At 54.3% G+C, this 26,961-nt stretch carries 25 protein-coding genes; 9 read left to right on the forward strand and 16 right to left on the reverse strand.

Annotated elements, in window-relative coordinates; translation table 11 throughout:
* Nucleotides 1-41: 41 nt before the first annotated feature.
* Entirely contained in the window at nt 42-1,418 is a 1,377-nt protein-coding gene (gene dcuC, locus B9Y90_RS10350; RefSeq protein ID WP_039291126.1) for an anaerobic C4-dicarboxylate transporter DcuC, read from the reverse strand.
* A gap of 306 nt (nt 1,419-1,724) precedes the next feature.
* On the opposite strand from dcuC, the gene B9Y90_RS10355 reads away from it, so the two are divergent.
* The 7 genes from B9Y90_RS10355 (at nt 1,725) to cspE (ending at nt 9,703) form a co-directional block, all read left to right on the forward strand.
* On the forward strand, nt 1,725-2,240 hold the full coding sequence (locus B9Y90_RS10355) for a hypothetical protein (RefSeq protein WP_085541190.1): 516 nt from the start codon (nt 1,725-1,727) through the stop codon (nt 2,238-2,240).
* Between the two features lie 66 nt (nt 2,241-2,306).
* A complete protein-coding gene (locus tag B9Y90_RS10360; protein WP_085541191.1) occupies nt 2,307-2,684 on the forward strand; it encodes a copper-binding protein in 378 nt (125 codons plus the stop codon).
* A gap of 11 nt (nt 2,685-2,695) precedes the next feature.
* A complete protein-coding gene (locus B9Y90_RS10365; RefSeq protein WP_039291128.1) occupies nt 2,696-3,949 on the forward strand; it encodes a TolC family protein in 1,254 nt (417 codons plus the stop codon).
* On the forward strand, nt 3,949-5,415 hold the full coding sequence (locus tag B9Y90_RS10370) for an efflux RND transporter periplasmic adaptor subunit (RefSeq protein WP_085541192.1): 1,467 nt from the start codon (nt 3,949-3,951) through the stop codon (nt 5,413-5,415). Before B9Y90_RS10365 ends, B9Y90_RS10370 begins: the two co-directional genes overlap by 1 nt.
* Nucleotides 5,412-8,531, forward strand: coding sequence for an efflux RND transporter permease subunit (locus tag B9Y90_RS10375; RefSeq protein ID WP_085541193.1), 3,120 nt, complete (start codon nt 5,412-5,414; stop codon nt 8,529-8,531). The genes B9Y90_RS10370 and B9Y90_RS10375 overlap by 4 nt, the downstream gene beginning before the upstream one ends.
* A gap of 197 nt (nt 8,532-8,728) precedes the next feature.
* Nucleotides 8,729-9,298 (forward strand): lipid IV(A) palmitoyltransferase PagP, encoded by a 570-nt coding sequence (gene pagP, locus B9Y90_RS10380; protein WP_039291134.1) that lies wholly within the window; start codon nt 8,729-8,731, stop codon nt 9,296-9,298.
* Nucleotides 9,299-9,493: 195 nt separating this feature from the next.
* Complete coding sequence (gene cspE / locus B9Y90_RS10385; protein WP_004100146.1) at nt 9,494-9,703, forward strand: transcription antiterminator/RNA stability regulator CspE; 210 nt, start codon at nt 9,494-9,496, stop codon at nt 9,701-9,703.
* A 217-nt stretch (nt 9,704-9,920) separates the two neighbouring features.
* On the opposite strand, the gene crcB is transcribed toward cspE, so the two are convergent.
* Nucleotides 9,921-10,304, reverse strand: coding sequence for a fluoride efflux transporter CrcB (gene crcB / locus B9Y90_RS10390; RefSeq protein ID WP_039291139.1), 384 nt, complete (start codon nt 10,302-10,304; stop codon nt 9,921-9,923).
* A 103-nt stretch (nt 10,305-10,407) separates the two neighbouring features.
* Here crcB and B9Y90_RS10395 point away from each other — a divergent pair, with 103 nt between their 5' ends.
* Both B9Y90_RS10395 and tatE read left to right on the forward strand, forming a co-directional pair.
* Entirely contained in the window at nt 10,408-11,196 is a 789-nt protein-coding gene (locus tag B9Y90_RS10395; protein WP_085541194.1) for a deaminated glutathione amidase, read from the forward strand.
* A 129-nt stretch (nt 11,197-11,325) separates the two neighbouring features.
* Nucleotides 11,326-11,532: a twin-arginine translocase subunit TatE gene (gene tatE, locus B9Y90_RS10400; protein WP_039291144.1), complete on the forward strand. Its 207-nt coding sequence runs from the start codon at nt 11,326-11,328 to the stop codon at nt 11,530-11,532.
* Between the two features lie 85 nt (nt 11,533-11,617).
* Here tatE and lipA read toward each other — a convergent pair whose 3' ends face one another.
* From lipA to leuS, 14 genes are all read right to left on the reverse strand, one after another.
* Nucleotides 11,618-12,583 (reverse strand): lipoyl synthase, encoded by a 966-nt coding sequence (gene lipA / locus B9Y90_RS10405; protein WP_039291145.1) that lies wholly within the window; start codon nt 12,581-12,583, stop codon nt 11,618-11,620.
* A gap of 239 nt (nt 12,584-12,822) precedes the next feature.
* Complete coding sequence (locus B9Y90_RS10410; protein ID WP_008456036.1) at nt 12,823-13,779, reverse strand: YbeF family transcriptional regulator; 957 nt, start codon at nt 13,777-13,779, stop codon at nt 12,823-12,825.
* A 247-nt stretch (nt 13,780-14,026) separates the two neighbouring features.
* On the reverse strand, nt 14,027-14,671 hold the full coding sequence (gene lipB / locus B9Y90_RS10415) for a lipoyl(octanoyl) transferase LipB (RefSeq protein WP_039291147.1): 645 nt from the start codon (nt 14,669-14,671) through the stop codon (nt 14,027-14,029).
* Between the two features lie 74 nt (nt 14,672-14,745).
* On the reverse strand, nt 14,746-15,009 hold the full coding sequence (ybeD, locus tag B9Y90_RS10420) for a DUF493 family protein YbeD (protein WP_008456041.1): 264 nt from the start codon (nt 15,007-15,009) through the stop codon (nt 14,746-14,748).
* Nucleotides 15,010-15,118: 109 nt separating this feature from the next.
* Nucleotides 15,119-16,330, reverse strand: a complete 1,212-nt coding sequence (gene dacA / locus B9Y90_RS10425) for a D-alanyl-D-alanine carboxypeptidase DacA (RefSeq protein ID WP_039291151.1) — start codon at nt 16,328-16,330, stop codon at nt 15,119-15,121.
* 143 nt (nt 16,331-16,473) lie between these two features.
* A complete protein-coding gene (gene rlpA, locus B9Y90_RS10430; RefSeq protein WP_085541195.1) occupies nt 16,474-17,697 on the reverse strand; it encodes an endolytic peptidoglycan transglycosylase RlpA in 1,224 nt (407 codons plus the stop codon).
* A 16-nt stretch (nt 17,698-17,713) separates the two neighbouring features.
* Nucleotides 17,714-18,826, reverse strand: a complete 1,113-nt coding sequence (gene mrdB, locus B9Y90_RS10435; protein ID WP_085541196.1) for a peptidoglycan glycosyltransferase MrdB — start codon at nt 18,824-18,826, stop codon at nt 17,714-17,716.
* Between the two features lie 2 nt (nt 18,827-18,828).
* Entirely contained in the window at nt 18,829-20,730 is a 1,902-nt protein-coding gene (gene mrdA, locus B9Y90_RS10440) for a peptidoglycan DD-transpeptidase MrdA (RefSeq protein WP_085541197.1), read from the reverse strand.
* Between the two features lie 27 nt (nt 20,731-20,757).
* Nucleotides 20,758-21,228: a 23S rRNA (pseudouridine(1915)-N(3))-methyltransferase RlmH gene (gene rlmH / locus B9Y90_RS10445; protein ID WP_008456055.1), complete on the reverse strand. Its 471-nt coding sequence runs from the start codon at nt 21,226-21,228 to the stop codon at nt 20,758-20,760.
* A gap of 3 nt (nt 21,229-21,231) precedes the next feature.
* Nucleotides 21,232-21,549 carry a ribosome silencing factor gene (rsfS, locus tag B9Y90_RS10450; RefSeq protein ID WP_008456058.1) on the reverse strand — a complete coding sequence of 106 codons (318 nt, stop codon included), beginning with the start codon at nt 21,547-21,549 and terminating at the stop codon, nt 21,232-21,234.
* 316 nt (nt 21,550-21,865) lie between these two features.
* On the reverse strand, nt 21,866-22,513 hold the full coding sequence (gene nadD, locus B9Y90_RS10455) for a nicotinate-nucleotide adenylyltransferase (protein WP_085541198.1): 648 nt from the start codon (nt 22,511-22,513) through the stop codon (nt 21,866-21,868).
* On the reverse strand, nt 22,506-23,537 hold the full coding sequence (holA, locus tag B9Y90_RS10460) for a DNA polymerase III subunit delta (RefSeq protein WP_039291158.1): 1,032 nt from the start codon (nt 23,535-23,537) through the stop codon (nt 22,506-22,508). The genes nadD and holA overlap by 8 nt, the downstream gene beginning before the upstream one ends.
* Complete coding sequence (gene lptE, locus B9Y90_RS10465) at nt 23,534-24,145, reverse strand: LPS assembly lipoprotein LptE (protein WP_085541199.1); 612 nt, start codon at nt 24,143-24,145, stop codon at nt 23,534-23,536. Before lptE ends, holA begins: the two co-directional genes overlap by 4 nt.
* A 14-nt stretch (nt 24,146-24,159) precedes the next feature.
* Nucleotides 24,160-26,742 carry a leucine--tRNA ligase gene (gene leuS / locus B9Y90_RS10470; RefSeq protein WP_085541200.1) on the reverse strand — a complete coding sequence of 861 codons (2,583 nt, stop codon included), beginning with the start codon at nt 26,740-26,742 and terminating at the stop codon, nt 24,160-24,162.
* Between the last annotated feature and the right edge of the window lie 219 nt (nt 26,743-26,961).

The following is a 26,961-nucleotide window of genomic DNA, read 5'->3' on the forward strand; positions in this document are numbered from 1 at the left end:
AAGCGCCTGATGCAGGCGCTTGAAACGATGATGCCTGCCCGTTAGTGAACGATCGCGGCAGCAGGAACCAGAATCTCCGTGGCGATAATCACCACAATAAGACCGACGGCGACCGGCACAGAGGTGCGCTTCACCACTTCGAAAGGCGAGATTTTTGCCATCCCGGCGACGGCTACTACTACGCCGGAAACCGGGGAAATGGTACGGCCCAGGTTGGAAGCCTGCAGCATCGGAATGGTCAGGTAAGCCGGGTTAATTCCGGAAGAGTGCGCCAGTTTCGGGATCATCTCGACAAAAGCATAGAACGGTGCGTTACCGGAGCCGGTGGTCATTGCCGCCAGCATGGTCAGTACCACCAATACCAGCATCAGAATAATACTTGCGGAACCAAACGAGGTGGCAATGGAGATCAGGCTTTGAATAAAGCCGATGGTGCTTAAGCCCTGGGCAAAAACGCCGGCGGCAACCAGCAGCATCACCACGTTGGCAAAGGCGTCCGCCATGCCGCGATAGCAAACTTCCATCCCGGAGAAGACGTGCTGCGTGTTGAAGCTGCGGAAAAACTCAATCAGCGCGGCAATCAGAATACAAATAACCAGAATGGTAATGATATGCAGCTGTGGGCCCCATTTGCCGTCGAAAATCAACACGCCGACGATAGGCGTAAACGGCAGGATGGCATAGAAAGCGGGCGCAGAAGTCTGGATTTCACTCACGTCCAGCATTTCGTGGCTGATGTGCTCTTTTTTATCGAGATAGCGCTGCCAGAAGAAGTGCGCAATGGCCATGCTGATGATGGCCGCGATGGAGATAGGAATGGTTGTTTTAAAGGCAAAATCGACCAGCGACATTTCAGAGGCCTGAGCGGCCAGCACGACGTCGCCGGAGGTCGGCGCCAGAATAATAGCCGCCGGGGAGGCACAGATGGCCGCTGCCGCGCCACGACTGATGCCGACGTTGACCATGACCGGGAACAGCGTCGCCATTAACAGTACGCCAAGGCCGGTTGCTGACGAAACGGCCAGTGACATCAGGCAGGCGACGAAGTAGGCGGCGATCATCAGTAAGTAAGGCGAGTTGATGAACTTCAGCGGTTTAGAGGCCAGTTTGACCACCACATCGTTGGCGCCGATATGGGTCATATAGGCGGCAAATCCGCAGAGCATCATGATCATCATGCCAAGATCGCCGCCGCGGCTCATCAGCAGGATTTTGACGTATTCAAAGATGTCTGTGGCGGTGTAGCCAGTGCTTTCCGCGCTGGCGGGCAACACTTTATGCCCCATGAGCGCGCTGACGATAAGTAACAACAACCCGCCGACGAACAGTACGCCGGTGGCGGAGTAGCCTTTGATGATGTAGCGGGCAACGCCCACAATCACCACGACGCCAATAATAAGTTCCAGAATGGTAAGCATGTTATCCCCTGATACGCTAAGGCGCTCTTCGGCGTCCTTACGCTTGCGGCTAAAAGTGGTTTTCTCTCAGAAAATTAAAATAGTGATTTTTTACAGCCGGCTGTAAAGGGCTAAGAATTTGCCTCAGAACCTGTTTAGAGTTTCTGATGAGCATCAACTTTCGTTGCAACGGATCAACTTTAGGCAAAGCTTTTGTTAGCTGCATTACGTTTATCGACGTGGCCGATAAAAAATAAGGCACAAAAATTGTGCGTATTTTGGCGGTGTAACCGACGATCGGTTATGTAAAAACAATGATTATTTTGCTTGATTGTTAACGAATGGGTTTTTCGTAAAGCAGTTAAAAAAAACTTTATAACGCGACAGGCTGCCGCCTATACTGCCGATCTCTTTTATGTCGGGGTTTTTATGCTGCACACCTCCCTCTGGTCGACAAGCCGCTGGCGCTTTATCAGGAAGCATCTTTTGATGCTGCTGTTGGCGTTGGGCTGGTTTTTTGTCAACAGTCAGGTGGCGATAGCGTCTTACGATTGCCCGGTTGATATGACCGCGGGTCCAATGGCAGCCCCGCATACTGAAAGTATGCAGATGCCTGACAAGGCAATGCAGGCCAAACTCAGTAACCCGCTGTGTGAAAAACACTGCGTGCCTGACGTGATGCAAAAAGACAACGGGCATAGCTCGCTGGTGGCGTTACCGGTTGCAGATACCCTTGCACTGGTTGAGCCTCAGTGTTCAACAGTCGTTGAGTCCGCCCCTTATGTTACCCCTCCCGCAACAGGACCTCCGGCAACCATTCGTTTTTGCCGCTTTAGAGAATAACTCCAGCACCGTCAATGTTTTGGGGCTTTGCCCATTCCCTTTTTGACTGTGTTTTGGAGATAAATCATGTTTAACGCTATTCGTTCTGCCGCGGCCGGTGCGCTGCTTGTTGTTGCCGCTTTCCCTGCTTTTTCCGCTGAAACTTCCCACGATATGTCCTCTATGAAGGGGATGTCTGACATGTCTGGCATGGCGATGTCTTCTGATGCGACTCCGGCGACTAAGGTCTACAAAACCGAAGGCATCGTGAAGACCATCACCGCCGATACCGTGTCTATCGCCCATCATCCCGTCGCCGAACTTGGCTGGCCAGCGATGACCATGACGTTCGCTTTGCCGAAAGACGGTTCGCTGCCGGCGTTAAAGGTGGGGGAGAAGATCGCTTTCTCTTTCACCCAGCATGAGACCGGGTATCAGTTATCTTCCGCAACCCCGCTTAACTAACCGAGGTTGCCATGAAACGACACACCCTGAGCCTCTGGCTTGGCGGGGTGCTGTTGGCTACGTCTGTCTCCGCCGCCCAGGCGGCGGAGCTCAGCCTGCAACAGACTCTGCTGGCCGCCGAGCACTATTCTGCGGCGCTGTCCGCCAACCGTAATCAGAGCGATGCGCTGAACGCCATGGCTGATTCTGCCCGGCAATTGCCCGATCCAAAGCTGAAGTTTGGTATCGAAAACGTGCCGGTGGGGGGGAGTAATAACCACCGCTTTAGCCGCGACGGCATGACCATGCAGCGTATCGGCATCATGCAGGACTACGTCAGCGAAGATAAACGCGATCGCAAAGCGGACACTATCCTGGCCCAGTCGGCCAGTAGCCAGGCGAAAGCGGAGGTGATTCGCGCCAATCTGCAGCGCGATACCGCGCAGGCGTGGCTGGATCTTGCTTTATCTGAGCGAGTACTAACGGCTGCCCGTAAGCTGGTGAGCGAAACCGAGCGGCAGATTGGCGTTCAGAAAGCCACCGTGGCCAGCGGCAGCTCGCCGGCCTCCGGCGTAGTGGATATCCGCATGACGTTGCTCACCATGCAGGACAAAGTCACGCTTGCCGAGCGTGATGTCACCCTGGCGCAGACCCGGCTTCTGCAACTGACCGGGCAGACGATTGATAGCGTGGTCGGGACATTGCCCCGCTACCAGCGGTTACCGGCCGATCCGGCCGTGCTTGAAGAAGGCGTGATGCAGCACCCGGAGGTGATTGAAGCTGCCCGTGAAGCCGATGTGGCTCGCGCTAAGTCCGCGCAGTCTGCCGTTGCGGCTAAACCTGACGTTGGCATCGAAGTTTATTACGGACGCCGCGCTGAGGGGTATGACGATATGGCGGGCGTGATGTTCACCGTCGATCTGCCTCTGTTTAAACCTCAGCGGCAGGATAAAGATTACTCCGCCGATGTTTCCCGGGCGATGGAAGCGAACGATCAGCTGGCGCTGGCTCGCCGGGAGCGTATCGCGCTGGTTCACTCGCTGGTGGCGAATTACCAGGCTGCGCAAAGCGTCTGGCAGCGGCAGCAGGAGCAGGCTTTACCGCTTCAGCGTCAGCGCCTGTCTCTGCTGGAGTCGCAGTATCGCGCCGGGCAATCCTCTCTGACTGAACTGTTGGCCGCTCGCCGGGATCTTCTGGACACCGAACTGACCGCCAGCAGCGCGGAAAAAGCCGTGGCCACCAACTGGGCGGCGATCCGCTACCTTACGCCTCAGGATGTTAACTAATGAAAAAATCACTCACTCTTTCCCTGCTGGCGGGGGCGATTGTTGCCGCGCTGGCCGCGGGGTATTACGCCGGGAAGCAGCAAACCTCTCACCAGCATGTCGACGCTCAATCCCAGCAGGAAAGCGGCCGCAAAGTGCTTTATTGGTACGATCCTATGGTGCCGGGGCAGCGCTTCGACAAGCCGGGGAAATCGCCGTTTATGGATATGGCGCTGGTCCCGCGCTATGCCGATGAAGTGGCCAACGACGGCGGCGTGACGGTCAGCAACCGCCAGCAGCAAAACCTGGGCATTAAGACAGCCGCCGTTGAGCGCAAGGCTCTGAGCGTGCCGTTCGCCGCTTTTGCCACCGTCACGCTGGACGAACGTAGCGTACAAATCATCCCGGCCAGCGCTAACGGCATTGTGGAAACGCTGTATGTCAGGGCCCCTCAGCAGTACGTGAAAGCCGGGGAACCATTGGCGAAGCTGTGGTTCCCGGAATGGACCGCTGCCCAGCAGGAGTTTCTGGCGGTGCGCAAGCTGGGAGACAGCGCTTTAACCGCGGCGGCCAGAGAACGGCTGCAGCTGCAGTTTATGCCCACGGAAGTGATTCGCCAGGTTGAGCACAGCGGCAAGCCGCAAACCCGCGTGACCGTTCGCGCAAAGCTTGCCGGGTATGTGAATAAACTGGAGGCGCGGGAAGGGCAACAGGTGACCGCGAATGCCCCGCTGTTCGAAGTGGCAAGCCTTGACTCCGTGTGGATTGTGGTGGATTACCCGCAGTCGCAGGCTCAGGCATTGCAGCCGGGAAGCGAGATTGTGGCTACCGCCGACAGCTGGCCTGGAGAGGTCTTTCACGGGCGGGTAAGTGAGCTTTTACCGAACCTCGAAACCACCACCCGCACGCTGAAAGCGCGCATTGTGCTGGATAACCCGCAAATGAAGCTCAAGCCCGGCATGTACCTCAGCGTGCATCTGGCGAATCAGCAGCCTCGTGCCGCGGTTCTGGCCGTGCCGGAGGAATCGCTGATTGAAACAGGAAGCCAAAGCCGCGTGCTGGTTGCCGAAGAGGGCGGCCATTTCCGCCCGGTGAACGTGGTGCCGGGCATCAGTGACAAGGGTTGGGTGGAGATTCGCTCCGGGCTGAATGAGGGGGAGAAAGTGGTCACTTCCGGCCAGTTCCTTATCGACTCCGAGGCAAGCCTGCGCAGCGCTTTGCCGGAGTCTGACGCGCAGCCCAAAGCATCACCAGCGGTGAAAACCTACGACGGCGAAGGCGTGGTCAAAGCGGTCAGCGCGGAGGCTATTACTATTGCCCATCATCCTATCCCGGCGCTGAACTGGGGCGCGATGGTGATGCCGTTTGCGCTGACATCGCCGACCAGTCTGAAGCCGGGGGATGCAGTCATGTTCAGCTTTACAATGGACGATGAAAAAGGGGCCGTGATCACTCACCTGATGCCGATGGCGGGGGCGCACAAATGATTGCCGCCGTTATTCGCTGGTCGCTTAAAAATCGCCTGCTGGTGGTGCTGGCCGCCATCATTATGGCGGCATGGGGGCTTTGGTCGCTGCAGAGAGCGCCGCTGGATGCGCTGCCGGATCTCTCTGATGTGCAGGTGATTGTGCGGGTGAGTTATCCGGGTAAAGCACCGCAAATCGTGGAGGACCAGGTCACTTATCCGCTGACTACCACCATGCTGTCCGTTCCGGGAGCCAAAACGGTGCGTGGCTTTTCCATGTTCGGCGACTCTTATGTCTACATTCTGTTCGACGATGGGACCGACCCTTACTGGGCACGATCCAGGGTACTTGAATACCTGAGCCAGGTGCAGTCTCAGCTGCCGCCGGAGGCCAAAGCCTCGCTGGGGCCTGATGCTACCGGGGTCGGCTGGGTATATGAATATGCGTTGGTGGACAGAACCGGGAAACACAGCCTGGCAGATCTGCGAGCCTTACAGGACTGGACGCTGAAGTTTGAGCTGAAAACCGTGCCTAACGTCTCCGAAGTGGCAAGCGTAGGCGGCATGGTACGTCAGTACCAGATTGTGCTCGATCCGGAACGTATGAAAGCGCTGAATATTACCCATGAGCAAGTCATCAATGCGGTAAAAAGCGCCAACCAGGAAGGCGGCGGGTCGGTGCTCGAGATGGGAGAGGCTGAGTATATGGTGCGAACCTCTGGCTATCTCAAAAATCTGGATGACTTCAAGCAGGTTGTTATCACCAGCCGTGATGGCGTGCCGGTGCTGCTTTCCGATGTCGCTTCCGTCAGGCTTGGGCCGGAAATTCGCCGGGGCGTGGCGGAGTTTAACGGCGAGGGTGAAGTTGCAGGTGGCATTATCGTGATGCGCTATGGCAAAAATGCCCTTGAAACGATTAACGCGGTTAAAGCAAAGCTGGCTCAGTTGCAGAAGAGTTTGCCCGCCGGCGTTGAAATTGTGCCGGTGTACGATCGCTCACATCTGATTGAAAACGCGATTGAAACTCTCTCACATAAACTGCTGGAAGAGTTTATCGTGGTCGCCATTATTTGTTCGCTGTTCCTGTTCCACTTCCGCTCTGCGCTGGTGGCGATAATTACTTTGCCGCTGGGGATTCTGGGGGCGTTTATCGTCATGCATTACCAGGGCGTGAATGCCAATATCATGTCGCTGGGTGGCATCGCGATTGCCATTGGCGCGATGGTCGATGCGGCGATAGTGATGATTGAAAACATGCACAAAGTGCTGGAGCAGTGGCGGCACGATCGTCCGGGAGAGCAGCCTCGCGGCGAAGATTACTGGCAAATTTCTCAGCAGGCGGCGGTAGAAGTAGGGCCAGCGTTATTTTGTAGCCTGTTGATTATTACCCTCTCGTTTATCCCGGTGTTCTCTCTTGAAGCGCAGGAGGGAAGGATGTTTTCGCCGCTGGCGTTCACCAAGACTTATTCTATGGCGGTGGCCGCGGGGCTGGGGATTACGCTGGTGCCGGTGCTGATGGGCTGGTTTATTCGCGGCAAGATCCCCAATGAAAAGGCCAACCCGATTAACCGCTGGCTGATTGCGGCCTACGAGCCTGTACTGGAAAAAGTGCTCGACAGGCCGAAAACCACGCTTGCGGTAGCCGGCGTGTTGCTGGTCGCCACGCTTTGGCCGCTGAGCAAACTGGGCAGCGAGTTTATGCCGCCGCTGGATGAAGGCGATTTACTGTATATGCCTTCCACGCTGCCGGGTATCTCGACGCGAGAGGCAGGGCGGCTGCTGCAGCAAACCGATCGCCTGATCAAAACTGTGCCGGAAGTTGAAACCGTTTTTGGTAAAGCCGGACGTGCCGAAACGGCCACCGATCCCGCGCCGCTCACCATGATTGAAACCACCATTCGCTTTAAGCCACGCGACCAGTGGCGGCCGGGAATGACGATGGACAAGCTGGTGAATGAGCTGGACAGCGTGGTGAAGGTGCCGGGTATTGCCAACGTGTGGGTGCCGCCTATTCGTAACCGGCTGGATATGCTGGCCACCGGGATTAAAAGCCCGGTAGGGATAAAGGTGAACGGCAATAATATTGCCGCCATTGAGTCAGTCGCGGAACAGATTGAGCGCGTGGTGAAGCAGGTGCCTGGCGTCACCTCTGCGCTGGCTGAGCGCCTGGGCGGCGGGCGCTATGTGGATATCGATATCGACAGGCGTAAAGCGGCTCGCTATGGCGTTTCGGTTAAAGAACTGCAGTCGCTGGTTGCCACGGTGATCGGTGGGGAAAACATTGGTGAAACTATTGAAGGGCGTGAGCGTTTTCCAATAAATGTGCGCTACCCGCGTGAGCTGCGAGACAACCTGCAGAAACTGCGTGATTTACCGGTTATTACCTCTAACGGCAGCCAGGTGGCGCTTTCTGAACTGGCAAATATCGCGATTACAGAAGGGCCGCCGATGCTGAAAAGTGAAAATGCGCGCCTTTCGAACTGGATCTATGTCGATCTGCGTGGCCGAGATTTGAAGTCTGCCGTAGAGGATATGCAGCGTGCGGTGGCCGAGCAGGTGAAATTGCCTGAAGGTGTTTCTCTTTCGTGGTCAGGGCAGTTTGAATACCTGGAGCGTGCGACGGCGAAATTAAAAATTGTGCTGCCATTTACCTTATTAATCATATTTGTACTGTTATATGTCACCTTCTCACGAGTGAAGGATGCGCTATTAATTATGGGGACTTTGCCGTTCTCATTAATTGGTGGTGTGTGGCTGCTTTATCTGCTGGGATATAACCTGTCGGTGGCCGGAGCCGTGGGCTTTATTGCCCTTGCGGGTGTTGCTGCCGAATTTGGTGTGATCATGGTGCTTTATTTAAACCAGGCGCTAGCTAAACATCAGAAAACTGACAGCGTGCAGGATGGCGGTCTGCTGCGGCGTGCTATTCATGAAGGTGCTGTACTGCGCGTCAGGCCTAAAGTGATGACGGTGGCCACCATTATGGCGGGTTTACTGCCGATTATGTGGGGCAACGGCACTGGATCGGAGGTAATGCGACGTATTGCCGCCCCGATGATTGGGGGGATGGTGACGGCGCCATTGTTGTCGATGTTGGTTATCCCTGCGGTATATATGTTGATTAAAAAACGGAAATAAGCGTTGTTGGCAGGAGCGTATATAGTTATGCGCTCCTGCTTGCAATTTTATTCAACGTTGTCTGACATCTGTTTGGGAATTCAGCGTATTGACAGCAGGCGATGGACAATTTTCTTTACGAGTCATGTGCTGATTTAGCTTCCATTGAGATATAATTTCGTAAGGTACTTGTCGAATTTTAATATGGTAATAACGACGTGACTTACGCGAATAAACTGTTCTCAATTTTGATTTTTGTTTGCACGCTTGGGCTGAGCGCTTCTGCTGCTGCGGAAGACGGCTTTTTCAGCAACGCATGGGAAACCTTCTCCGGCCAGGTGTCTAAAACCTGGAACGAACCAGAACATTATGACCTTTACGTGCCGGCGATTACCTGGCACGCCCGCTTTGCCTATGACAAAGAAAAAACGGATCGCTATAACGAACGACCGTGGGGCGCAGGTTTTGGCCAGTCTCGCTGGGATGAGGAAGGTAACTGGAACGGCATCTATCTGATGGCGTTCAAGGACTCTTTTAACAAATGGGAGCCTATCGGCGGTTACGGTTGGGAGAAAACCTGGCGGCCGTTGAGTGACGATAACTTCCATATGGGACTGGGTTATACCGTGGGTGTTACTGCCCGCGACAACTGGAAATATATCCCAATCCCGGTTGTGCTGCCGCTGGCGTCTATTGGCTACGGCCCGGCAACCTTCCAGATGACCTACATTCCAGGCACCTATAACAACGGTAACGTCTACTTTGCGTGGATGCGTTTCCAGTTCTGATTGTATAGTCCTGAAGTCGGTGAAAACTGAGGGTTTTTATACCCCTTTAAAAACAAGGTGTAATGCGCAAGCTAGTAAAAAGTTAGCGACTTTTATCACTTTTTAGCAATTCTGGACTGGACAAAAGCCACCACAATTGTTGTACTGATGCCCGACACAGCATTTGTGTCGTTTTTTCATGTAAAGGTAATTTTGATGTCTAAGATTAAAGGTAACGTTAAGTGGTTTAATGAATCCAAAGGCTTCGGCTTCATTACTCCGGAAGATGGCAGCAAAGACGTGTTCGTACACTTCTCTGCAATCCAGAGCAATGGTTTCAAAACCCTGGCTGAAGGCCAGCGCGTTGAGTTTGAAATCACTAACGGTGCCAAAGGCCCTTCTGCTGCAAACGTAATGCCTATCTAAGTCATTACCAGTAGAATATAAAAACCCGCCGAGGCGGGTTTTTTTTTGCCTGTGATTTGTCAGGCAAACAGATACGTTTTCAAAAACAACCCAACGATAACGACGCTTATCAGCACGCTCGCCCAGCCGGTTATTTGCTCTTTCATTGCCCGCTCCCCCAAAGATATGGCTGGGATAGTGGCAGAGAAAAATTAAGCTAACATTAATGCCTCAGGGCTTATTGGGTAACGAAGAGAGAAACCAGCCAAAATGCGAGCGCGGTCATGATAAACGAGCCTGCCAGGTTGAGCAGGACGTTCGTGCCAGCCCAGATCAAACGCCCATCCTGCAGCAGCAAAACGACCTCCGCAGAAAACGTCGAAAACGTTGTCAGGCCACCACAGAAACCGGTGGTTATCAGCAGTTTCCACATCGGGTCGACGTGGCTGAAGCGGCTGAACAGCGCCAACCCAAGGCCGATGATAAATGCCCCGGTCAGGTTGGCGATTAATGTCCCGATGGGAACGCCCATGTGCATTGGATTGAACTTCATACTAAGAAACCAGCGTGCTACGCTGCCCATCCCGCCGCCGATAAAGACGGCGAATAGCATCTGAATCACGATTAATCCTTATTAAACATCAGCAATGGGAAAAGTGTAGCGTTCAGGCCGGGAGATTTATACCCAATGTGCTGTAATTAATCCTTTGAACGGCGAGGCGAATATGAAGGTGGCGGTCGGGCAGTTTGTGGTGGGGCCAGTCTGGCAGGAAAATGCGGCAACCTGCGTCAGCCTGATGGCGCAAGCGGCAGGCAAAGGGGCCGATTTGCTCGTTTTACCTGAGGCGGTGTTAGCCCGGAGTGATACCGATCCGGATATGTCAGTCAAGTCAGCACAGACGCTGGATGGCGGCTATGTACAACAGCTGCGGGCTGAAAGCCGAAAGAACGAGATGACAACGGTGCTAACGCTGCATGTCCCTACTCGTGATGGGCGGGCGGCAAACACCTTGCTGGCCATTCGCGGCGGTGAGATTTTGGCGAGCTACCGGAAGGTTCATCTGTATGACGCCTTCAGCGTGCAGGAATCTAAGCAGGTGGATGCCGGAGCAAGCCTGGCCCCCCTGATTAAGGTTGCCGGCATGAACGTCGGGCTGATGACCTGCTACGACCTTCGTTTTCCTGATATGGCGTTGAGTCTTGCGCTTAGTGGAGCAGAGGTGCTGGTTCTGCCCGCGGCGTGGCTAAAAGGCCCGCATAAAGAGGCTCACTGGGCGACGCTTCTCGCCGCTCGCGCGTTGGATACTACGTGCTATATGGTTGCTTCTGGAGAGTGTGGCAATAAAAATATTGGCCAGAGCCGGATCATTGACCCGCTGGGCGTGACCGTTGCTGCGGCAGCTGAGGTGCCTGATCTGATTTTTGCCGAGATAAACACAGAACGAGTCGTGGCGGTCAGGCAAATGCTGCCGGTACTGCTTAACCGGCGGTTTGCGCCGCCGCAAATGTTATGATGTTTTTTTAAACAAGCCTTGATTCACCTTGTTACAGATTGCTATTGTGTCGCCCGGATAAATATCCGTTAATGCAATCAGGTCTTTTATTCGCCGTTGCCACGGCACGCATCACAAAAGAAGGTAGGTATGGGAGAGATTAGTATTACTAAGCTGCTGGTTGTCGGCGCGCTGATCGTATTGCTGTTTGGTACCAAGAAGCTGCGCACGCTGGGCGGCGATCTCGGTTCTGCCATCAAAGGCTTTAAGAAAGCGATGGCTGAAGACGACAGTGGCAAAAAGCCCGATACCGAAGCTGAAGCCACTGCAGAACAGCGCATCGTTCATAAAGACTGAATGACGACTGCAAAATAAAAAACCGGCTCAAAATGGCCGGTTTTTTTATGGCTGTTAGTTTATAAGTAACAAGATGTAACAGCTGTTACTTCACTTCCATACCTTTTGCCTGCAGATCGGCGTGATAGGAAGAGCGAACAAACGGGCCACAGGCGGCGTGGGTGAAGCCCATTGCCAGCGCTTCGGCTTTCATCTCTTCAAACTCATCCGGGCTAACGTAACGCTGCACCGGTAAGTGGTGACGGCTTGGCTGGAGATACTGGCCCAGCGTCAGCATGGTCACGCCGTGACGGCGCAGGTCGCGCATCACTTCGATGATCTCTTCGTTGGTTTCACCCAGGCCTACCATCAGGCCAGATTTGGTCGGGATATCCGGATGAGCTTCTTTGAAGCGCTCAAGCAGCTTCAGCGACCAGTTGTAGTCTGCACCTGGGCGGACGTTGCGGTAGACGCGCGGTACGTTTTCCAGGTTGTGGTTGAACACGTCCGGCGGCGTTGCGGTGAGAATATCCAGCGCGCGATCCATACGTCCACGGAAGTCAGGCACCAGCGTCTCGATTTTGATACTTGGGTTTTTTTCGCGGATAGCGCGAATGCAGTCAGCAAAGTGCTGGGCGCCGCCGTCACGCAGATCGTCACGGTCTACTGAAGTAATCACGACATAGCGCAGACCCATATCGGCGATGGTCTGTGCCAGTTTTTCAGGCTCATTGGCATCTGGCGCAACAGGGCGACCATGTGCGACGTCGCAGAATGGGCAGCGGCGGGTACAGATAGCGCCCAGAATCATAAAGGTCGCGGTGCCGTGGTTAAAACATTCAGCGAGGTTAGGGCAGGAGGCTTCTTCGCAAACGGAATGCAGACCATTTTTGCGCATCGCCGCTTTAATGCCCTGGATACGGGTTGAGTCAGACGGAAGTTTAATTTTCATCCATTCTGGTTTTCTCAACAGCTCCTGGCGCTCTGTCGCCACGTTTTTAACCGGGATCAGAGCCATTTTATCGGCGTCGCGGTATTTAACGCCGCGTTCCATCACAATGGGTTTGCTCATAGGGTGCGTGTTCCAGTTGCGGATAATGAAGTCAGGCTAATTCAAGCTAAGTTAGGATCTATCAACTATTTTTGAATTAATGGCCAGAAGTATACCATCACGGCCAGGGAGAATCAGTATACCCCAACGTGAAATGGAGAAAGAATTGTAAATGGGTTGTTGTTTTGTGCTAAATGCGAGGTTAACGAGCATGGTATTCACCTCTGAAACGCCCGGCAAGAGGTGAAAACCACTGAGGATCAAGCGAACTCTGTGTGAATGGCTTTGATTATCTCCTGCAAAACCGTGTCCCGAATGCTCAGCTTGTTAAAATGCATGCTGGTTTCCATTGTTTTATCAGCAAACAGATCGCAGTCAACGGCTCGCAGGTTCCAGGTCTCTTTGAACATTTCGTACAGGCGCCAGGGCATGAAGCCCAGCAAATCGCTGCTGCCCAGCAGCGAGGACAACGTGACGTAGTTGTAGCTGCTGAACGCTATTTGCCTGTTAGGAAGCCGCTCGCTGATCTCCTGACGCAGGTCACGCAACAGGTCATCCTGCATGATCAGGAAAGTGTGCTCCATATTTTGCAGATCTTCGCGAGTGAGCCGCTGTTCAAGGCAGGGATGACCTTCCCGGCAGACCACGGCGATACTTTCCTGATACAGCGGTACGCTGGTGATGGTACGCGCGTAGTGGCGGCTGGTGTCGATAATCAGGTCGGTTTGAAACTGGCTGAGTTGGGACTCACCATCGTTAATGGGCACATTGCGAATAAGCAGATTTGGATTGACCTTGCGGATCGCCGAATAGACTTTAGGGATAACTAAAGCCCCAATAGACGGCTGAGTGGCAATGGTGATGGTACGCTGCTGATCGTTGCTGTTGTTGAAATCCAGCGCGCCAAGAATCGATTCCAGACCCTGGCTGATATATTCATGCAGATGTGCAGCATACGCCGTCGGCGTGACGCCCTGGCCTTTGCGAATGAATAAAGGGTCGGGAAAAATATAGCGCAACTTTTGGATAGACTGGCTGATAGCCGAGGGCGTGAGATTAAGCACTCGGGCTGCATTGACGATGCCTTTATGAATGTAGACGGCCTCAAAAATAGTCAGCAAGTTCAAATCTATGTTGCGTAACGTCTTGAATACGGGATAGTTGTTTTCACCATCGCGATCCACGATTTTTTTCTCAGACAGTGGGTTTTGCCCCATGTCAGGTCTCCGCTAAAAAAATAAAGAATATTATATTTATAGATACAAATAGAGCATTTTGGGGAATTAGCGTAGTTATTTTGCCAACCCAAGCACGAATGAGAAAAATTAAGCTATGGGAACCCATTCCTGACTGTCATATTATTTAAATAATGACATTACTGAATTATCCAATTAGTGATTATAACTGGTGGGCGAAAAAGTGATAAAACGGCAATGTCTGGCCCGCGGGAGGCAGGCCTGACGTTTACTTCTCTTTGCGATATTCGTACGGCGGGTGGTTTAGCAGGGCGATAAAGTTTTCTACCAGCCGGGGCTGAATATCCGCCACGGTGATGCCTTCGACAAAATGGCTGACCTGGGTCATCTCCAGGCCGGCATAACCGCAGGGATTTATCCGCAGGAAGGGGGATAAATCCATGTCGATGTTCAGTGCCAGCCCGTGGAAAGAACATCCCTTACGAATACGAAGCCCCAGAGAGCAAATCTTGCGTCCGTCGACATACACGCCCGGCGCGTCGGCGCGGGGGTAAGCTTCAATACCATATTCTGCCAGCGTGTTAACCACGGTTTGTTCCAGGACGGTAACCAGCTCCCGCACGCCAAGCTTGCGTCGTTTTAAGTTCAGCAGCAGATACATAACCTGCTGGCCTGGGCCGTGAAAGGTTACCTGGCCGCCACGATCGCTTTGCACAACGGGAATATCGCCCGGCATCAGGACGTGCTCGGCTTTACCGGCCTGGCCCTGGGTGAAGACCTGGGGATGTTCAACCAGCCAAATTTCGTCGGCCGTAGTGTCGTCACGGGTGTCGGTAAAGTCATGCATTGCCTGCGAAACAGGTTCATAAGGCTGCAGGCCAAGAGTGCGAATCAGGATAGTGTCTTGAGACAAAACAGCGTCTCCGGGAGAAGAGGGTGGCGGAAAGTATATCACAGCTAAAACCCGGCCTAAGCCGGGTTCTCAGATTACAGCACCATACGAACGATTTCGATGTTGCCTAATTCTTCATACAGGGTTTCAACCTGTTCAATGTGAGTGGCATTGATGGTAATAGAAACCGAGTGGTAGTTACCTTTGCTGCTTGGTTTAACCTGCGGCGTGTAGTCACCAGGGGCGTGGCGCTGCACCACCTCAACGACCAGATCAACCAGCTCCGGTTTCGCCAGGCCCATTACTTTGTAAGTAAAAGAGGTTGGGAATTCGAGCAGTTCGTTCAGTTTGGTTTTCATGGTAGCTCCAGCGTTACGGCAATAAAAATAATAACTCCCGCCGGCGGGCGGGAGTTGCTTTGATGCTAAGTATATGGGGTCAACTTCGACACTTTCAAGTGTTCAATAATTAACCGAACCAGTGGTGGAACATCAGTTTGATGTAATCAATGATTCGGCTGAAGAAATTCCCTTCCGGCATTTCCTGCAGCACGACTAACGGACGCTGCTCGATGGTTTTGCCATCCAACTGGAAGTTAATGGTACCGACAACCTGGTTTTTCTGCAGCGGCGCGTGCAGTTCAGTCGTGGTCAGCACGTAGCTGGCTTTCAGATCCTTCATGCGGCCACGAGGAATGGTCAGATAAACGTCTTTATCCACGCCGAGGGAGGCACGATCGTTGTCGCCAAACCAGGCTGGCTCAGAAGCAAACTCTTTGCCGGCTTTCAGCGGAGAAACAGTTTCAAAGAAGCGGAAGCCCCAGGTCAGCAGCTTTTTGCTTTCTGTTTCACGGCCTTTGTAGGTGTGCCCGCCAAGAACAGCGGAGATCAGGCGCATCTGGCCTTCGGTTGCGGAAGCCACGAGGTTATAGCCTGCTGCATCCGTGTGGCCGGTTTTAATACCGTCAACGTTGAGGCTGGTATCCCACAGCAGACCGTTACGGTTGGTCTGACGAATGTTGTTGAAGGTGAACTCTTTTTCTTTGTAGATAGCGTATTCGTTCGGTACATCGCGGATCAGTGCCTGGCCGATCAGCGCCATATCACGCGCAGAGCTGTACTGACCTTCTGCGTCCAGACCGTGCACGGTCTGGAAGTGGGTGTTTTTCAGGCCCAGGGCGGAAACGTAGCCGTTCATCAGGCTCACGAAAGCATCCTGGCTACCTGCAACGAAGTCGGCCATCGCCACACAGGCATCGTTACCTGACTGCAGGTTGATACCGCGAACCAGTTTGTTGACCGGCACCTGCATACCAGGCTGCAGGAACATCAGCGAGGAGCCTTTAAAGACCGGGTTACCGGTGGCCCAGGCATCTTTGCCGATGGTGACCATTGCATTGTCGTCGAACTTGCCGGCTTTCATCGCCTGGCCAATGACGTAGCTGGTCATCATTTTGGTCAGGCTGGCCGGGTCGCGACGTGCGTCGGCGTTTGATTCGGCCAGCACTTTGCCTGAGTTGTAGTCAATCAGGATATACGCTTCTGCATCAATCTGCGGGACGCCCGGGATCATAGTTTTAATGTTGAGGTCGTCAGCTTGAGCAGAGGCCATAGCCGCAAGAGCGAAAGCCGAGGTGAGCGCCAGGCGCTTAACAAAACGTGCAGAAGGAGCTGTATTCATGATGGAACTACGACGTCCGTGATGGAATTAAAAAAAGTGCCTTACTATAGCAAAAGCATTTTTGACTGGCATCTGACTTTGCGCGTGCGTTTGTTAATGGTCTTTACACAAATTTACGGGCAAGAAACAGGCCAGTCATTGCTTTACATAGCGGGAGCGTTGGTAACAAATGACTGCTGTTGCGCTTCCGACATCAGACGCTGCTGCAGGGCGGTGGCTTCAGTACGGCTGCTGAACGGGCCAAGCTGTACGCGATACACGGCGCCGTTATGAGAAACAGCTCCCGGTACGCCAAACTGCTGGCTTAGCTTTTGCTGCCACTGGCTGGCGCGTGCGCCGTCGCTCACTGCACCGACCTGAACAACATAACGGCCACTGCTGGCAGGCACGCTTGCTGCAGTTGTACTGCGCTGAACATGACCTTGCGTTGAACCCGGCGCGGTGACCGGCGCAGAAACAGCTGGAGCAGGCTGCTCAACGATCGGCCCTGGCTGTGGCGCTACTGGAGGAGTAGGCGCTGCGGCTGGTGCAGCTGTTGCTGCGACAGGCTGCTGTGTCACAGGAGCTGCCGTTGCCGGAGCATCAGGTGTTTCTATCACGCCTGCCGCAAGAGGAGTAGGAGCACCGAGAAAACCGCTGCTCTGAACAGGTGCGCCAGTGGTATCTGCGCTTTGCAGCGTCGAATTGCTGATGGCGCGGACATCACCCTGCGGCGCTACAGGCTGAGCAGGGGAGGAGGCGCTTCCCATGCCGCCGCTAAGATCTGGGCGGGCCGGCAGAGCATAGGTCTGCTTGGCGATAGTCGTACAGGCCGTACCCGGGCCAGACATTGTGCCATCCTGTGCAACGATAATAGGGTCGATACGGACTTTGGTATTGTTCGAGGTGTTCAGCCTGTCTGCCGCCGCACGAGACAGCGAGATAACCCGATCGTTGCCGTAAGGGCCGCGATCGTTGATGCGGACCACAATCATCCGGCCATTCGCGAGGTTAGTGATTCGCGCATAGCTTGGAATAGGCAGGGTTGGGTGTGCTGCGGTCAGCGCATTAGGATCAAAAGCTTCGCCAGAGGCGGTCAGGTTGCTGCCGGGTTCGGCATCGTAGATAGCCGCAAAGCCTGCCTGGCTGAAGTTTGCCGGATTCTGAACAATTTTGTAGCTTTTGCCATTGTTCTGGTAATCCTGGTTCACTGACGGATTCAGCGGCTCGTAGCGTGGCTCAGCGCCGCTGATTTCCACGACTGGACCGTTGCACACGGCCGGCTGCGGTGCCTGATTAACCGGCTGCTGACTCTCATCATTTGACGAACATGCTGCCAGTAACGCCGCTGCGATGCAGACGCCAGCCCACCGTTTTTGCTTACCCATTGCGCACCTCATCCAGTTACACGCTTTTTGATAACATTTTTCTGTGAGTATGTATCGACATGACGATACCAAACCCGGCCATCAGCACGATGAGCGCTGACCCCCCATAGCTGACAAGCGGCAGCGGTACGCCGACCACCGGTAAGATACCACTAACCATGCCAATATTTACAAATACATAGACGAACAGGATCAGCATCAGCCCACCAGCCATTACCCGGCCAAAGGTGGTTTGCGCGCGGGCGGCAATAAACAGACCGCGCATGATCAGCAGCAGATAGAGCGCCAGCAGCACCAGAATGCCGACTAAGCCTAGCTCCTCTGCAAGCACTGCAAAGATAAAGTCCGTGTGGCGTTCGGGCAAGAATTCCAGCTGTGACTGTGTGCCGTGCAGCCAGCCTTTACCGCGCAGTCCGCCGGAGCCGATGGCGATTTTGGACTGAATTATATGATAGCCCGCGCCGAGCGGATCGCTTTCTGGATCTAACAGCATCATTACGCGCGCGCGCTGATAATCATGCATCAGGAAGAACCACAGGATCGGTACAAAGGCCGCTACCAGCAGTACGGCAACCAGAATAAGCCGCCAGCTCATGCCTGACAGGAACAGCACAAACAGGCCTGATGCGGCGACCAGAATGGATGTCCCCAGGTCAGGCTGGGCAGCAACCAGCAAAGTCGGCATGAAGATCAGGACGAGCGCAATGCCGGTATTTTTTAGCGTGGGCGGGCAAACGTCGCGGTTAATAAAGCGAGCAACCATTAGCGGAACGGCAATTTTAGCGATTTCTGACGGTTGGAAACGCACGAAGCCCAGGTCGAGCCAGCGCTGTGCCCCTTTTGATATGGCCCCAAAGGCATCAACCGCCACCAGCAGAATAATACAGAAAATATAGAGGTAGGGCGCCCAGCCTTCGTAAACGCGAGGCGGAATCTGTGCCATGACGACCATGATCACCAGTCCCATCAGGATCTGGCCGATTTTACGCTCCATCATGCCCGTATCCTGGCCGCTGGCGCTCCATACCACCAGGGCGCTGAACACCAGCAGCGCGAGGATGGTCACCAGGAAAGTCGGGTCGAGGTGAACCTTATCCCAAATTGTTTTTTTATTAGGATTGTCAGTCATGCTTATTGATCCTCTGCGGCCGAGGCGGCCGGTGCTTCAGACGGCAGTACCGTGTTGTTATCCCCTAACATGACGTGGTCGAGGATCTGGCGCATGATGGTCCCAACGGCTGGGCCTGCGCCGCCGTTTTCCAGAATCATGGTCACGGCGTACTGTGGATTGTCATACGGTGCAAAGGCCGTCATCAGCTTGTGGTCGCGCAGGCGTTCAGCAATTTTATGCGCGTTATACGTTTCGTTGGCTTTCAGGCCAAAGACCTGTGCAGTACCGGATTTCGCCGCCACTTTGTAAGGAGCATTAGCAAAGAACTTATGCGCTGTCCCGTTTGGTCGGTTTGCAACGCCATACATCCCGTCTTTGGCAATTTCCCAATAGCCTGAGTGGATATCGCCTACCGGGGCTTCAGTCGGCTGCTGCCAGGGAACCTGTTTGCCGTTTTCGGTGGTGCTCATCAGCAGGTGCGGAACGCGAACAATACCGTCGTTTATCAGGATCATCATCGCCTTGCTCATCTGGATTGGCGTGGCCGTCCAGTAACCCTGGCCGATACCGACCGGGATGGTGTCACCCTGATACCACGGTTTTTTAAAGCGCTTCAGCTTCCACTCGCGCGTCGGCATGTTGCCCGCGCGCTCTTCTGAAAGGTCGATGCCCGTCAGGTGGCCGTAGCCAAACTTACTCATCCATTCGCCAATGCGGTCGATGCCCATGTCATAGGCGACCTGGTAGAAGAAGGTATCCGCCGATTCTTCGAGGGATTTTGTGACGTTCAGGCGGCCGTGGCCCCATTTTTTCCAGTCGCGGTAGCGTTTTTCCGAGCCCGGCAGTTGCCACCAGCCTGGGTCAAACAGCGAGGTGTTGCGGGTGATTACCCCGGCGCTCAAGGCCGAGACGGCCATATAAGGCTTCACGGTAGAGGCCGGTGGGTACACGCCCTGGGTCGCGCGGTTAATCAGCGGGGTATTCGGGTCATTAAGCAGGCCCGAGTAGTCCTTGCTGGAGATGCCGTCGACGAACAGGTTCGGGTTATAACTTGGCATAGAAACCAGCGCCAGAATGCCGCCCGTGCGAGGATCGGTAACAACCACCGCAGCACGGCTGCCGGCGAGCAGGGTTTCGATGTAGGTTTGCAGCTTCAGATCGAGGGTCAGATAAATGTCATGTCCGGCCTGAGGCGGCACTTCTTTAAGCTGGCGGATGACGCGGCCACGGTTGTTAACCTCGACCTCTTCGTAGCCCGTTTGCCCGTGCAGGACATCTTCGTAATAGCGCTCGATACCGAGCTTGCCGATGTCGTGGGTCGAGGCGTAGTTGGCCAGCTTGCCTTCTTTATCCAGGCGCTCAACGTCTTTGTCGTTGATTTTAGAGACGTAGCCAATGACGTGGGTCAGCGCTGAGCCATAAGGATAGAAGCGGCGTTTGTAGCCTTTCACTTCCACACCAGGGAAGCGGTATTGGTTTACCGCAAAGCGGGCAACCTGAACTTCCGTCAGGTTTGTTTTGACCGCAATAGAGGTGAAGCGGTGCGAGCGGGCACGCTCTTTTTTGAAATTCGCGATATCGTCGTCGGTCAGGTCAACCACCGGGCGCAGCGCCTCCAGCGTATCCTGAACGTTATCGACTTTCTCCGGCATCATCTCGATTTGATAGATGGTGCGGTTCAGCGCCAGCGGAGTGCCGTTACGATCGTAAATAATCCCGCGGCTGGGCGGAATGGGCACCAGCTTGATGCGGTTTTCGTTGGACCGCGTCTGATAGTCGTTAAAGCGAACGATCTGCAAATTATAAAGGTTGGCGATCAGCACGCCGGTAAGCAGCAAAATGCCGATAAAAGCGACCAGCGCCCGGCGCACAAAGAGCGCAGACTCAGCAGTATAGTCGCGAAAAGAATTCTGTAATTTCATTCGCTGCTTAGTATTACCCGCTCAGGTTTACTCACGATGGTAAGGATGGTTGGTGGTAATGCTCCACGCCCGATAAAGGCTTTCCGCCACCAGTACCCTGACCAGCGGATGGGGCATGGTTAGCGTGGAGAGCGACCAGCTTTGCTCGGCGGCGGCCTTGCAGGCTGGTGCTAACCCTTCGGGACCACCGATTAACAGGCTGACATCGCGGCCATCCTGCTTCCAGCGTTCGAGCTGCGTGGCGAGCTGCGGGGTATCCCACGGTTGACCGGGAATATCCAGCGTCACGATTCGGTTACCTTTGCCTGCGGCGGCCAGCATCATTTCACCCTCTTTTTCGAGGATACGTTTGATATCGGCATTTTTGCCGCGTTTTCCAGCCGGAATTTCTACCAGCTCAAAAGGCATGTCTTTCGGGAAACGACGCAGGTACTCGGTAAAGCCGGTCTGCACCCAGTCAGGCATTTTGGTTCCAACGGCCACCAGTTGCAGCTTCACCCGTTAGCTCCAGAGTTTTTCCAGTTCGTACAGCTGACGGCTCTCTTCCTGCATGACGTGAACGATAATTTCGCCCAGATCGACCACGACCCAGTCAGAAGCGTTAATGCCTTTCACGCCCATTGGCGACAGGCCAACTTCACGAGAGGATTGAACTACGTGCTCAGCAATAGACATGACGTGACGGTTAGACGTCCCGGTGCAGATAACCATGCAATCGGTGATGCTGGATTTGCCTTTAACATCAATCGCGATGATGTCCTGGGCTTTGAGGTCGTCGATTTTATCGACAATGAAATCCTGAAGTGCTTTACCCTGCAAGTGTTCCCCCTGAGAGAATGAGAGTGTTTGGTTGAGCCCGTAAATAACCCTGGACCAACAGGGCAGGTGGCTTTGGCTGAAAAATTGGCCGTCCAGCGCGAAGCGCGGGCTATCATCCCATTGCGCGCCAGAGTTTGCATTGCCATTTTTGTAAAACTATTTCAGAAAAGCCGGATTACGGGCAGGAAATTATGGCAGCGGAGCATAACAGCCTGAGGAGTGGTGTCAATGGCTGCGGCTTCCGGTAAAAGATAATAGCGTAAAGCCGGGCATTTCACTGTCGTTCTGCCGAATGATTCAGACTTAGCCTGGAAGCTCAGCGATACAACCCTTGCTGGAGAATAAACGTCAGCACAGCCGGGGGCAGCAGATCGTCACAGGGCTGATTGTTCTCAAGTCGTTGGCGAATCGTTGTCGCCGAAATGTCGTACAACGGCGTTGGGGCCAGAAAGATTTTGCCAGCGGGCTGCTGGTGCAGTATTTCGACAGAATCCGTTACGTTTTGTGCGAGCCACGCCTGCTGTTCAGGTGTTTCCATGGTTAGCGGATAACCGGGCCGCTGGGTGACCAGCAGATGGCACAGAGTAAGCAGCGTTTCCCAACGGTGCCAGCGGTGCAAACTGAGCAGTGAATCCTGACCAATAATAAAAGCCAGCGGCTGTTTGGACCCCAGTTCGGCGCGGAGCTGCTCCAGCGTTTCCACGGTCCAGGACGGTGTCGTCCGGGTCAGCTCGCGGTCATCCAGAGTGAAAAGCGGGTGGTCTGCTATCGCAAGCTCAACCATCTCTTTGCGTTGCGCGCTGCTCGCTTCCGGCTGCGGGCGATGCGGAGGCACATTATTGGGCATGATGGTGACGCTTTTCAGCTTCACCAAGCTGGCAAGAGCTTCAACGGATTTCAAATGACCGTAGTGGATAGGATCAAAAGTGCCGCCATACAGCGCCAGAAGAGATGAATCAGGCATCAATAAAGATTTCCGGTATAGCTTTATGGCAGATAAGCAAAGAAAGACCTTCAAGCTCGTCCCAGACTGACTGCCCGTAGTCTTGCTTCAGCGTCAGTTCGATGCGCGTCAGTAAACGAACGGCCTGATAAAGCTGCTCTGGAGAAACACGACTGAGCGCTTCAGTGACCAGCTGGCGGCGGTTTTGCCACACGCGTTGCTGATCGAACAGCGTTCGTAAGGGCGTCGTTGCTGACTGACGTTTGAGATTGACCAGTTGCAGAAGTTCGCGCTGCAGGGTTCGAAGCAGAATGACCGGCTCGCTGGCTTCCAGACGGAGTTGCTGCAATATATGCAGCGCTCGTTTGCTCTTACCGGCGAGCAGCGCATCTACCCAGTGAAAAGGCGTGAAATGAGCGGCGTCGTTCACGGCTTGCTCAACACGAGGCAGCGTCAATTTACCATCCGTCCAGATGAGCGACAGCCTTTCCAGAGCCTGAGAAAGCGCCAGCAGATTGCCCTCATAGCAGTAGCAAAGCAACTGATTGGCGGCATCGTCCAGGGTCAGATTCATCTGTTTTGCGCGCTGAGACACCCAGCGGGGAAGATTGGTCTGTTCTGGCGTCTGGCAGGTTACCAGCACAGAGCGATTTGCCAATTGGGTAAACCAGGCCGCATTTTCCTGTGCCTTGGTCAGTTTGTTGCCGCGAACCAGGAGCAAAATGTCGTCGTGGAGCAGGCTCACAAGCGTTTCTAGCTGTGCATTAATGGCGGCATTTGGGCCGTTTTCCGGCAGCAATAAGAGCAGCGTCTGGCGACTGGCAAAAAGACTGAGCGCCTGGCAAATCGAAAACAGCGCCTGCCAGTCCGTGGAGGCTTCTATCTGAACGGTGTGATGTTCTTCAAAGCCGTTTTGCTGGGCGTGTTTACGCACCGCATCCTGGCTTTCCTGCAATAAGAGAGGATCGTTACCTAGCAACAGATATGCCGCGCGCAGCCCTTCATTGAGCTGCGCGTGGAGTTGTTCCGGATACAGTCGGATCATTTGCTACCAGAGGTTGCAGGCAGAGTGGTGGACACCCGGCCTGCAGGTTCGGCTGGTTTCGCTGCGCTAACCTGCTTTTCCTTGTCTTCTGTTGCTGCAAGGTCGGCCGCATGCACAGCCATCAGTTTGCGGACTAGCTGTTGGGCAACGTTGGTGTACATCTCTTTGATAATCAAATCCTGCTCGGCATCTTTCGCCAGGGCAGTCAGCGGGTTATCAAAGAACGAACGGTAGGTCTTCGCGCTGATCGGATAAATGTCGTGTCCAGGGATCAGAACCTGAGCATTAACAACCATCACCATCTGGTATTCCGCGGTCTGGCCGTTCTGGAATACTGAAGCCGTGTCCTGACCAAGGCTGTAGGCACCCACGCGCAGGGACGGAATATCCTTGCGTACGCCAGTGCCGGTATCGTCAACAATCGTTACGCCGTTTAAGCGCAGTTGTTTACGAATTTCACGCGTTAGCGGACCGTTAGGATCGCCAGAGTTGAGGATCAGCGTCTTCATCTCTGAAGGGACCTGCGTGTTACCACGCAGGTGAAAACCACATCCAGCGGTGACAAGCACCGCCAGGGTTACTAACAGGGTGATAAAGGGATGTCGCACGCTTCCTCCTGCGCTTAGCCCACAACCAGGTTGAGCAGTTTACCCGGAACGTAAATCACTTTACGTACGGTTACACCCTCAAGATATTTCGCGACCAGATGTTCCTGACCGGCGCGCTCGCGCACTTGTTCTTCAGTGGCATCGGCAGGCACGGTAACTTTACCACGTACTTTACCGTTAACCTGAACCACAACCAGGCGAGAGTCTTCGACCATTGCCTGCTCGTCAGCCTGCGGCCACGGTGCGTTATCCACATCACCTTCACCGCCCAGCGACTGCCACATATCGAAACAAACGTGCGGGGTAAATGGATACAGCATGCGCACAACGGCTAGCAGAGCTTCGTTCAGCAGAGCACGATCCTGCTCGCCGTCCTGCGGTGCTTTTGCCAGTTTGTTCATCAGCTCCATAATGGCAGCGATGGCGGTGTTGAAAGTCTGACGGCGGCCGATATCGTCGGTCACTTTAGCAATGGTTTTATGCACATCGCGACGCAGTGCTTTTTGATCTTCGCTCAGGGCAGCAATATCCAGAGCTGGTGCAGCACCACGGTTGGTGTGTTCGTAGACCAGTTTCCAGACGCGTTTCAGGAAGCGGTTGGCCCCTTCAACGCCGGATTCCTGCCACTCAAGCGTCATGTCTGCCGGTGAAGCAAACATCATAAACAGGCGAACGGTATCTGCACCGTAGCGCTCAACCATGACCTGCGGGTCGATGCCGTTGTTTTTCGACTTCGACATTTTGCTCATGCCAGCATAGACCAGTTCACGGCCTTCTGCGTCACGGGCTTTGACAATGCGGCCTTTATCATCGCGCTCAACGATAGCGTCGACTGGAGAAACCCAGTTACGTTCGCCGTTAACGCCGGTGTAGTAGAAGGCATCGGCCAGCACCATGCCCTGGCAAAGCAGCTGTTTGGCTGGTTCGTCGGAAGTCACCATGCCCGCATCGCGCATCAGCTTGTGGAAGAAGCGGAAGTAGAGCAGGTGCATGATGGCGTGTTCAATCCCGCCAATGTAGATATCCACCGGTAGCCAGTAGTTGGCGGCTTTGGAGTCCAGCATGCCTTTGTCATACTGCGGGCAGGTGTAGCGCGCGTAGTACCAGGAGGACTCCATAAAGGTGTCGAAGGTGTCGGTTTCACGCAGCGCAGGCATCCCGTTAACGGTGGTTTTCGCCCACTCAGGATCGGCTTTAATCGGGCTGGTGATGCCGTCCATGACCACGTCTTCCGGCAGAATAACCGGCAGCTGGTCTTCAGGCGTTGGCATCACTGTGCCGTCTTCCAGGGTGACCATTGGGATTGGTGCGCCCCAGTAACGCTGACGGGAAACGCCCCAGTCGCGCAGACGGAAGTTCACTTTACGTTCGCCCACGCCTTTAGCGGCCAGTTTATCGGCAATGGCGTTGAACGCCTGTTGGAAGTCCAGACCGTCGAATTCGCCAGAGTTAAACAGTGCGCCTTTTTCGGTCATTGCGGAGGCGGAAAGGTCCGGCTCGCTGCCGTCGGCATTCAGAATTACTGGCTTAATCTGCAGGCTGTATTTTGTGGCGAATTCCCAGTCACGCTGATCGTGGCCTGGAACGGCCATCACGGCACCGGTGCCGTATTCCATCAGCACGAAGTTGGCCACCCAAACCGGAACGCTTTCGCCGGTCAGCGGATGAATGGCGTTAATGCCGGTGGCGACGCCTTTCTTCTCCATGGTTGCCATGTCGGCTTCGGCCACTTTGGTGTTGCGGCATTCTTCTATGAACTCGGCAAGCGCAGGGTTATTGACCGCAGCCTGCTGCGCCAGAGGGTGACCAGCGGCAACGGCCAGGTAAGTCACGCCCATGAAGGTATCAGGACGAGTCGTATAAACGGTCAGCTTCTCGGCGCTGTTTTCTACATCGAAGGTGATTTCCACGCCCTCGGAGCGACCAATCCAGTTGCGCTGCATGGTTTTAACCTGATCCGGCCAGTGATCCAGCGTATCCAGGTCGTTCAGCAGTTCGTCGGCGTAGGCGGTGATTTTAATGAACCACTGCGGGATCTCTTTACGCTCAACTTTGGTGTCGCAGCGCCAGCAGCAGCCGTCAATAACCTGCTCGTTTGCCAGTACGGTCTGATCGTTCGGGCACCAGTTAACCGCGGAGGTTTTTTTGTAAACCAGACCTTTGTTGTACAGCTGAGTGAAGAACTGCTGTTCCCAACGGTAGTATTCCGGCGTACAGGTAGCCAGTTCGCGGCTCCAGTCGTAGCCGAAGCCCAGCGTTTTCAGCTGGTTCTTCATGTAATTGATGTTGTCGTAGGTCCACGGGGCTGGAGCGGTGTTGTTTTTTACCGCGGCGCCTTCAGCCGGCAGGCCGAAAGCATCCCAGCCGATCGGCTGCAGGACGTTTTTACCCAGCATACGCTGGTAGCGTGCGATAACGTCGCCGATGGTGTAGTTACGGACGTGGCCCATATGTAGTCGGCCGGAAGGATAGGGCAACATGGAGAGGCAGTAGTATTTCTCTTTGCCTTCGTCTTCGGTCACTTCAAAAGTACGGTTCTCTTGCCAGTGTTGCTGGACGTTGGATTCTATCTCTTCCGGGCGGTATTGCTCTTGCATGGCAGCCAGTAGTCCTGTGTATGAAAGACGGCTACGAAACGTAGCCTTTAATGAATTCGAGTTTAGATCGCCATAGCATAGCCGATTCGACAGCGGCAAAACAGCCTTTCGACGCCCTCAGTGACCATTTCACCGTTCCGTAACGCTTGCAGTTTTTTACCCAGGGTGTGGTTAATCTAACAAAGCGTGGGCGGATTAACGTCTACTATTAGAATCAGT

This window comes from Cedecea sp. NFIX57, assembly GCF_900177785.1.
In the GTDB taxonomy this organism is placed as follows: Bacteria; Pseudomonadota; Gammaproteobacteria; order Enterobacterales; family Enterobacteriaceae; genus Cedecea; species Cedecea neteri_C.